The 8,036-nt window shown below is 71.5% G+C and carries 4 protein-coding genes and 1 tRNA gene; all 5 read right to left on the bottom strand.

The genetic code is table 11. The features are described from left to right. Positions 1–108: 108 nt before the first annotated feature. The 5 genes from ACZ6JE_RS14825 to ACZ6JE_RS14805 all read right to left on the bottom strand — a co-directional run bounded on the left by ACZ6JE_RS14825 (position 109) and on the right by ACZ6JE_RS14805 (position 7,777). Entirely contained in the window at positions 109–2,100 is a 1,992-nt protein-coding gene (locus tag ACZ6JE_RS14825) for an APC family permease (protein ID WP_192060727.1), read from the bottom strand. A gap of 99 nt (positions 2,101–2,199) precedes the next feature. After that, positions 2,200–2,898, bottom strand: coding sequence for a response regulator (locus tag ACZ6JE_RS14820; RefSeq protein ID WP_192060728.1), 699 nt, complete (start codon positions 2,896–2,898; stop codon positions 2,200–2,202). Next, a complete protein-coding gene (locus tag ACZ6JE_RS14815) occupies positions 2,895–5,459 on the bottom strand; it encodes a sensor histidine kinase (RefSeq protein WP_464319432.1) in 2,565 nt (854 codons plus the stop codon). The genes ACZ6JE_RS14820 and ACZ6JE_RS14815 overlap by 4 nt, the downstream gene beginning before the upstream one ends. A gap of 138 nt (positions 5,460–5,597) precedes the next feature. After that, positions 5,598–5,687 (bottom strand) — tRNA-Ser (locus ACZ6JE_RS14810). A gap of 365 nt (positions 5,688–6,052) precedes the next feature. After that, the gene (locus tag ACZ6JE_RS14805; protein WP_464319431.1) at positions 6,053–7,777 is read right to left on the bottom strand and encodes a glycoside hydrolase family 13 protein; all 1,725 of its coding nucleotides are present in this window, start codon (positions 7,775–7,777) and stop codon (positions 6,053–6,055) included. Positions 7,778–8,036 lie beyond the last annotated feature (259 nt).

The following is an 8,036-nucleotide window of genomic DNA, read 5'->3' as shown; positions in this document are numbered from 1 at the left end:
AAGATGAACTGCGATCTATCGCGGTTCATCTTCGCGAACGCGGTTCATCGCGGGGCGGGGCGAGGCGAGCCGGGGGGGGCAGGCGGGCGCAGAGCGCCTCGCGCTGGGCTAGCTTACGTGCACGTCGGGGCGGCGCGAGCGGTGCGGCTCGGCCTGGCGCAGGACCTCGCGGGTGACGGGTGCGACCTCGCCGGCGCCTGTCACCAGGAACCTCCCCATGTTCGACAACGGGCTGCCCTCGGTCCACTCGAAGTAGATGTCGGGCACGACGCCCGTCTCGTCGCGGATCGCCAGCAGCACCGACGCGATCGTGTTCGGCACCGCGCCGCTCGTCACACGCAGCACCCGGTACCCGTGCACGACGCAGCCGGTGACGACGAGGTCCTCCTCGAAGTCCGACGAGTCGCCGGGGTGCACCTCCAGGAAGATGACCGGCGAGCGCTGCGGGATGCCGCTGTACCGCCGCTCAGCGCTGAGCTTCTTCTTGTAGATCTCGGCGACCTCTCGCCCCGGCTCGTGCGCGATCACGCGGATCGACCCGTACTCGTCGGCGTCCTCGCGCACGTACCCGAGCGCGGTGTCGTCGAACGAGATCGAGGTCGCCCGCAGCTGGAACGACCGGCGCACCCGCGAGAACAGCGACACGGCCATGATGCCCACGATGAAGATCGCCGCGATCTTGACGCCGTCGGGCCGCTCGACGACGTTGACGATGGTCGTGTAGACGAAGACCAGGGCGATGGCGCCGAAGCCGATCGTGCGCTTCGACTGGCGGGCGCGCCGAGCCGACAGGGTGACCGCGACGGAGGCGCTGGTGATCAGCACGAGCACTCCCGTCGCGTAGGCCCCGCCCTGGGCGTCGACGTCGGCGTCGAACACGATGGTGATGATGAACGCCACGACGGTGAAGACGAGCACGAGCGGGCGCACGGCGCGCGCCCACTGCGGCGCCATGCCGTAGCGGGGCAGGTATCTCGGCACGAGGTTCAGCAGGCCGGCCATGGCCGAGGCCCCGGCGAACCACAGGATGCAGATGGTGCTGATGTCGTAGATCGTGCCGAAGCCGTTACCGAGGTACTCGTGCGCGAGGTAGGCCAGTGCGCGGCCGTTCGCCGCGCCTCCTGCCTGGAACTGCTCTTGAGGGATCAGCAGGGTCGTGACGAAGCTCGACAGGATGAGGAACGAGCTCATGATGATCGCCGCGGTGGTCAGCAGGCGGCGGGCGCCGCGGATACGACCCGTGGGTCGCTCGGCGGTGTCGGTCGCGTCGCCGGTGATCTGCGGCATGACGGCGACGCCGGTCTCGAATCCGGAGAGGCCGAGCGCGAGCTTCGGGAACACGATCAACGCGATGCCGACCATCACCAGAGGGTTGCCGTGCTGCACCGTGAGCGCCTGCCACCAGTTGCCGATCACGACGGTGTTCTCGGCGACATGGAAGATCGACACCGCGATGACGACGAGGTTCAGCGTCAGGAACACCCCGACGAGCACCACGGCGATGCCGATCGCCTCCTTGAACCCGCGGAGGAACACGGCGGCCAGCAGCGCGATCAGGAACAGCGTGATCGGCACCTCCGCCCCGTGGAACCACTCGGGCGTGAACGGGTTCTCGACGGCGTGGGCGGTCGCGTCGGCCGCCGACAGCGTGATGGTGATCATGAAGTCCGTCGCCGCGAAGCCCAGCAGCACCAGCACGAACAGCTTGCCGCCCCACCAGGGCAGCAGCCGCTCGAGCATCGCGATCGAGCCCTCGCCGCGGGGGCTCTCGCGGGCGACCCGGCGATAGACGGGCAGCGCGCCGAGCAGCGTGAGCGCGATGAGCACGATGGTCGCCAACGGCGACAGCAGACCGGCGGCGACCGCGGCGATGGCGGGTTGGTATCCGAGGGTCGAGAAGTAGTCGACGCCGGTCAGGCACATGACGCGCCACCAGGAATGCGTCTTCTCGACCTTCTCGGCGTGGGGCCCCTGGTGGGCGCCCGAGTTCTCGGTCAACCCGTCGAGCAGCCAGTTCCGGAGGCGCGAGTCATCCGGTCGCGTCGGCTGCGGTTCGAGCGCATCGCCGTCGCGACCGCTTCTCTCAGACACTGTGGACACGGCGGACCCTCCGATCGCACGCTCCGAGGCCGAAGCACGCGTGATCACACGTTAGGCGTGCGATCGGCTGCTCAGAGGGGCTCGAGCGTAGGGATTCCGTTAGGACTGCGGTTCGTCGGGTTCGAAGCGGTAGCCCATGCCGAGCACGGTCACGAGGTAGCGGGGCGACGCGGGCACGGGCTCGAGCTTCTTGCGCAGCTGGGCGAAGTAGAGACGGAGGTAGCCGGTGTCCTTCGCGTGGAACGGGCCCCAGACCTGCGTGAGGATCGTCTCGCGCGTGATCAGCTTGCCCGGGCTGTGCAGCAGCAGCTCGACGATCTTCCACTCGGTCGGGGTGAGCCGCACCGGCTCGCGGTTCGCGCCCCGCTCGACGGTCTTCGCCGACAGGTCGACGCGCACGTCGCCGAACGTCGTCACCGGATGCTCGTCGTCGGCTCCGCTCGGCAGCCGCCGGGTCTGCGCCCGGATGCGCGCCAGCAGCTCCTCCATCGCGAACGGCTTCGTCACGTAGTCGTCGGCGCCGGCGTCGAGCGCCTCGACCTTGTCGGCCGCGTCGGTGCGACCCGACACGACGAGGATCGGCACGGTCGACCAGCCGCGCAGCCCCGCGATGACCTCGACGCCGTCGAGACGGGGCATTCCGAGGTCGAGCATCACGAGATCGGGGTGCTCGGTGGCGGCCAGGTCGAGGGCCGTCCGGCCGTCGCCCGCGGTGACGATCTCGTAGCCGCGCGCGCCGAGGGTGACCTTCAGCGCCCGCAGGATCTGCGGGTCGTCGTCGGCGATCAGGATCTTCACGGTGCCTCCTCGCCGACCGTAGCCGATGCGGTCGACTCGACCCGCGCCTCCGGCGTAGGGATTCCGTGAGGATGCGCGACGGAGACCGCGGCGAGCGACACCACCATGGTCAGACCGCCGCCCGGGGTGTCGTCGAGCGACAGCGTGCCGCCCATCGCCTCGACGAAGCCCTTGCTGAGCGCGAGACCGAGACCGAGACCCGCGGCGTTGTCGGTGTCGCCGAGTCGCTGGAACGCCACCATGATCTCGTCGCGCCGATCGGCCGGCACACCCGGCCCACGGTCGACGACCCGGATCTCGACGCGGCCGCCGAAGACGCTCGACGAGATCCGCACCCGCTCGCCCGCAGGCGAGTAGCGCAGCGCGTTGTCGAGCAGGTTGACCAGCACGCGCTGCAGCAGCACGGTGTCGGCGCGCACCGGCGGCACCGCGACGCGAAGCGACAGCTCGACGTCGACGGGGCCCAGCCCCAGCTCGTCGAGGGCGCCCATCACGACCTCGTCGACGTCGACGTCTGCCGGGGTGACGGCCAGAGCGCCCGCCTGCACCCGGCTGACGTCGAGAAGGTTCGTCACGAGGGTCGAGAGCGAGTCGAGACTCTCGTGCGCGGTCGACAGCAGCTCGTCGCGGTCGGCGTCGCTCCAGCGCACGTCGCTCTGACGCAGCCCGCTGACGGCCGCCGTCGCCGCGGCGAGCGGTCGGCGCAGATCGTGTCCGACGGCCGCGAGCAGCGCGCTGCGCATGCGGTCGACCTCGGCGAGCGGCCCGACCTCGCCGGCCGTGCGGCTGAGGGCGGAGTGCTCGAGCGCCGCCTCGACCTGCGCCGCGACCACGCCGAGCAGACGCCGGTCGGCCGCGGTGACGTCGCCGGTCACCTCGAGAGCGGTCCCGTCGCCGACCGGGAGGCGCGTGACCGGGCCGACCACCGCCTCCTGCCCGGTGCTCTGCAGCTCCCGCTCCCCCGAGCCCGAGTCGGTCACGATGCGCACACGGCTGAGCCCGAAGGCCTCGCGGGTGCGCGTGATGACCGCCTGCAGCGCCCCCTCGCCGCGGATCACGCTGCCAGCGATCGTCGCCAGCAGCTCGGTCTCGGCGAGGGCACGGGCCGCCGCCCGCGATCGCCGCGCGGCCTGGTCGACGACCCAGCTGACCAGCGTCGCATTGACGAGATAGAGCACGACCGCCAGCAGATGCAGCGGTTGAGCGATGGTCAGGCTGTAGATCGGGGCGATGAAGTAGACGTCGAGGATGATGCCCGACAGCAGCCCCGCGAACAGCGCCGGCCAGAGACCGCCGGTCACCGCGACGACGAGCACGAGCAGCTGGAGGAGGAGGACGTCGCCGGCGATGCCGTCCTCCGTCCGGTTGTTCGTCAGCAGCCAGGTGAGCAGCGGCCCGCCCGCGAGGGCGAGCACGAAGCCGGCGATCACCCGGCGGGGCGAGAGGGCGCCGCCGAGCCGGGGCAGGCGCGATCGACCGCCCGCAGCCGAGTGGGTGACGATGTGCACGTCGATACGACCCGACTCGCGGATCACCGTCGCCCCGATGCCGGGGCCGGTGAGCGCCGTGGCGAGACGCCCGCGACGACTGACCCCGATCACGAGCTGCGACGCGTTCGACGCCCGGGCGAAGTCGACGAGGGCGCGCGGAACGTCCGAGCCGACGACCTGGTGGTACGTGCCCCCGGCCTTCTCGACCAGGGCGCGTTGTGCCGCGAGGGCGCCGGGCTCGCCCTGCGCCAGACCGTCCGGGCTGCTGACGTGCACGGCGATCAGCTCGCCGCCCGACGACCTCGCGGCGACGCGCGCGGCCCGCCGGATGAGCGTCTCGCCCTCGGGCCCGCCGGTGAGCGCGACGACGATGCGCTCGCGCGCCTCCCAGTGGCTGTCGATGCCGTGCTCGTCGCGGTAGGCCTTGAGCGCGCTGTCGACCTCGTCGGCGAGCCAGAGCAGGGCCAGCTCGCGAAGGGCCGTGAGGTTGCCGAGCCGGAAGTAGTTCGACAGCGCCGCGTCGACCCGGTTCGCAGGGTAGACGTCGCCGGCCGCCAACCGGTCGCGGAGCGCCTGCGGGGCGAGGTCGACGACCTCCACCTGATCGGCGGAGCGGAGCACCGCGTCGGGCACGGTCTCGCGCTGCCGCGCACCCGTGATCTCCTCCACGACGTCGCCGAGCGACTCGATGTGCTGCACGTTGACCGTCGACACGACGTCGATGCCCGCGTCGAGCAGGGCCCGCACGTCGTGCCAGCGCTTCTCGTTCGTCGAGCCGGGGGCGTTCGTGTGCGCGAGCTCGTCGACCAGCGCCAGCTCGGGTCGTCGCGCGAGCACCGCCTCGAGGTCCATCTCGTCGAGCACGACGCCCCGGTACGTCCGCACGCTGCGCGGGACCACCTCGAGGTCGCGGATCATGGCCTGCGTCGCCGCACGCCCGTGGGTCTCGACGACGGCCACGACCACGTCCCTGCCCTCGGCGGCGAGCCGCGCGCCCTCCTCGAGCATCGTGTACGTCTTGCCCACCCCGGGCGCGGCCCCGAGCAGCACCCTCAACCGACCGTGCGTCATGCGGCCAGCATCGCACCTCCGGCGGTGCGGGCGGTGCGGGCCGGTGCGGGCTGCGATCAGCGCAGCGCAGGCATCGCGGGGGAAAAGCGAAGGACCCCGTGAACTGATCTGGCGAGATCACAACTCAACGGGGTCCAGCGGAGCCGGTGGGATTTGAACCCACGGTTCCCACAAAGGGAACTCCACCTTAGCAGGGTGGTGCACTAGGCCGAACTATGCGACGGCTCCATCACGCGCCGCAGAGCGAACGCGCTTCGGAAAGCATACCCGGAGTCGGAGTGGATGCCGAACCGCGCCTCCTCGGCGACGTCACGGCACCCGCGGCTGCGGATTCACCCGTCTATCCCCCGTTCCGACGGGTCGATCGATTTTGTCCCCCCATCGGCGGACCAATAAAGTACCCCTTGCCGCCTTGCGGTGCCGCCCCTGATCCCGGCACCGCAGGGCTTCATGCGTGCCGGTTCGGGCCGCCGCATGAATCCCCGATCGCCCCGCCGAGCTGGTTACTCGTCGGGGCGATCTCTCCTCCGCACCGGAGGCCCGGCCGAGGAGGCGCGGGTCGAGGAGGCGCGGGTCGAGGAGGCGCGGGTCGCCTACGCCCGCAGCCAGACCGCCGTCTCGCCCGGCAGCACCGCGTCGGCACCGCTGCCCGGGCCCTCGCCGGCGTCACCCAGCGGGCCGCTCGCGACGAGCACCTCGCCGGCCGGCATCGCCACGGGCGTCGGGCCGAAGTTGCAGACGACGTGCCAGCCGCCGGGGCGGGAGAAGTGCAGCACCTGAGGCTCCGCACCGGCCACGGCACCGGTGTCGGCCACCGCCTCCCAGGTCAGGGTCTCGTCGGTCTGCAGCTCGCGCCGTGCCGCGAGCGCCGCCCGGTAGAGCGACAGGGTCGAACTCGGGTCGCCCTCCTCGGCCTCGACCGAGAAGTCGCGGAACCACGTCGGCTGCGGCAGGTGCGCCGGGCCGGGGCCGAAGCCGAACGACTCGCCCGTGCGCTCCCACGGCAGCGGCACGCGGCAGCCGTCGCGACCGACGTCGACGCCCGGGTTGCGGAAGAACGCCGGGTCCTGGCGCTGCGCCTCGGGGATGTCGCCGACCTCGGGCAGCCCGAGCTCCTCGCCCTGGTAGACGTAGGCCGAGCCCGGCAGACCGAGCATGAAGAGCGACGCCGCCCGCGCGCGCCGCAGACCCCGCTCGGCGTCGACCTCGGAGGCGTCGCCTCCGGCGAGCAGCCACTCGGCGCCCTGCTTGATCTCGCGCCCGGCGAGGGGCGGCAGACCGTAACGGGTCGGGTGACGCACCACGTCGTGGTTCGAGAACACCCACGTGGTCGACGACCCCGACTCGTCGGCGGCCTTGAGGTTGTACGTGATGATGTCGTGGAACGCCGTGGCGTCGAAGTCGGCCTCGAGCAGGTCGAAGTTGAACGCCTGGCCGAGACCCTCGGCGCTGGCGTAGCGGGCACGACGCGACGGCTCGACCCAGGCCTCGGCCACGGCCGTGCGGGGCGGATCGTACGAGTCGAAAACCTCGCGCCACGTGGCGTAGATCTCGTGCACCTCATCGCGATCCCACACCGGGTGGTCGCCGTCGGCCTTCGGCAGGGCGTCGAGCTCGGCCTTCGAGGGCAGCACCTCGGGCAGGCTCTTGGCGAGACCGTGGGCGACGTCGACACGGAACCCGTCGACACCGCGATCCGACCAGAACCGCAGCGTCGTCAGGAAGTCCTCGCGCACCTCCTCGTCGTCCCAGTTCCAGTCGGGCTGTTCGCTCGCGAACGAGTGCAGGTACCACTGACCGTCGGCGACGCGGGTCCAGGCCGGGCCGCCGAAGATCGAGGTCCAGTCCGACGGCGGCAGCTCGCCGTCCTCGCCGAGACCGTCGCGGAAGATGTAGCGGGCACGGGCCGGCGAGCCGGCGGGCGCCGCCAGGGCCTCCTGGAACCAGACGTGCCGGTCGGAGGAGTGGTTCGGCACGAGGTCGACGATCACTTTGATGCCGGCGCCATGCAGCGCCGTCATCATCTCGTCGAACTGCGCGAGGGTGCCGATCTTCGGATCGACGTCGCGGTAGTCGTCGACGTCGTAGCCGCCGTCGGCGAGGGCCGACGGATAGAACGGGCTGAGCCAGACCGCGTCGACGCCGAGCGTCGTCAGATACGGCACGCGAGCGGTGATGCCGGGCAGGTCGCCGATGCCGTCGCCGTTCGAGTCGGCGAAGCTGCGCGGGTAGATCTGGTAGACGGCTGCCTGGCGCCACCAGGTCGGGTCGTCGGTCAGCAGCTCGGTCGCGGGGGTGGTCTGGAGCGTGTCGGTCATCGTGGAGCGGCGTCCTTTCGTGGGTGGAGCGGTGGGCGCGGGCACGCCGTCGTATCCCGGTTCGCGAACGCGGCGTCGGTGCCGCGGTCCGAGTCGTCCAGGTGTCTGGATTGAGACTCTAGATCGCCGTCCTGGCGGTCGCCGACACGGGCGCGGGCGTTGGCGCTGGCACGGGCCGGTCGACTCGACTCCGCGCGGCACGGCTCCGTGCGGTTCGGCTCGGCGACGGGGCGCGGAGCGGCGCGGGGCGGCGGGGCGG

The sequence above is a fragment of the Frigoribacterium sp. AC759 genome, from assembly GCF_979256015.1.
This window is presented reverse-complemented; position numbering and strand designations above follow the sequence as displayed.

Coding starts and splice junctions, on each gene's coding strand:
- ACZ6JE_RS14805 (WP_464319431.1), bottom strand. CDS start 7,777: ATGACCGACACGCTCCAGACCACCCCCGCGACCGAGCTGCTGACCGAC.
- ACZ6JE_RS14815 (WP_464319432.1), bottom strand. CDS start 5,459: ATGACGCACGGTCGGTTGAGGGTGCTGCTCGGGGCCGCGCCCGGGGTG.